Annotated in this window: 1 protein-coding gene; it reads left to right on the top strand. The window is 39.8% G+C overall.

Annotated elements, in window-relative coordinates:
* Positions 1–70: 70 nt before the first annotated feature.
* Positions 71–424 carry an ISAon1 family transposase N-terminal region protein gene (locus KE626_RS34510; RefSeq protein WP_346344521.1) on the top strand — a complete coding sequence of 118 codons (354 nt, stop codon included), beginning with the start codon at positions 71–73 and terminating at the stop codon, positions 422–424.
* The last annotated feature ends 227 nt before the right edge of the window (positions 425–651 follow it).

A 651-nucleotide genomic window follows, 5' to 3' on the forward strand; every position in this document is an offset into this window, starting at 1 on the left:
TGGATCAAGTTGAAAAGTTGGGGGATTGGGTAAAAAATAGTTTTTTTGCGTCCAATTAAGATTGATATCCGTGGATAAGAATTTTAGCCTCCTGATTGAGGCCCTGCTACCAGAAGGTATTTTGTATTATTTTGAGATAACAGATTCCTCTCAAAATGAGACTGAAATAAGTATTTATTTAGAAGAAAAGAATATTGTTCCAGCTGAACATCAACATAAAAAACTCCACGCCAAGGACTTCCTTGCTCCCGTTGCTGTTCAGGACTTTCCTATCCGTAGAAAGAAGGTCACTTTATATGTAAAGCGCCGTCGGTGGGAAGTTGTAGGCACCGGGGAAACAGTAACAAGAGATTGGGAAATAGTTAAAAAGGGAACGCGAATGACATTGGAATTCGGTTATTTTTTAAAAGGATTACTTAGATAATCACCCTATCAGCCCCGTTCAGCTTGGCCATCTTTACAATGTTGACGGTAAACAACTCGGACAACAATACAAACATCATTTAAGCGATTTTTCCAGTTGGGAGCAAAAAGAGCATGCTGCAGAGTGGATGCTCTTTGAGCAAAATATCGGCTCCAGTTTGAGTATAGACGAAACAGCCTTTTCCAGTGGAGAGCTGTATACAATCGTCACTAATAAGCTGGCTAAAG

Source organism: Chitinophaga hostae, assembly GCF_018224885.1.
GTDB classification, from domain to species: domain Bacteria; phylum Bacteroidota; class Bacteroidia; order Chitinophagales; family Chitinophagaceae; genus Chitinophaga; species Chitinophaga hostae.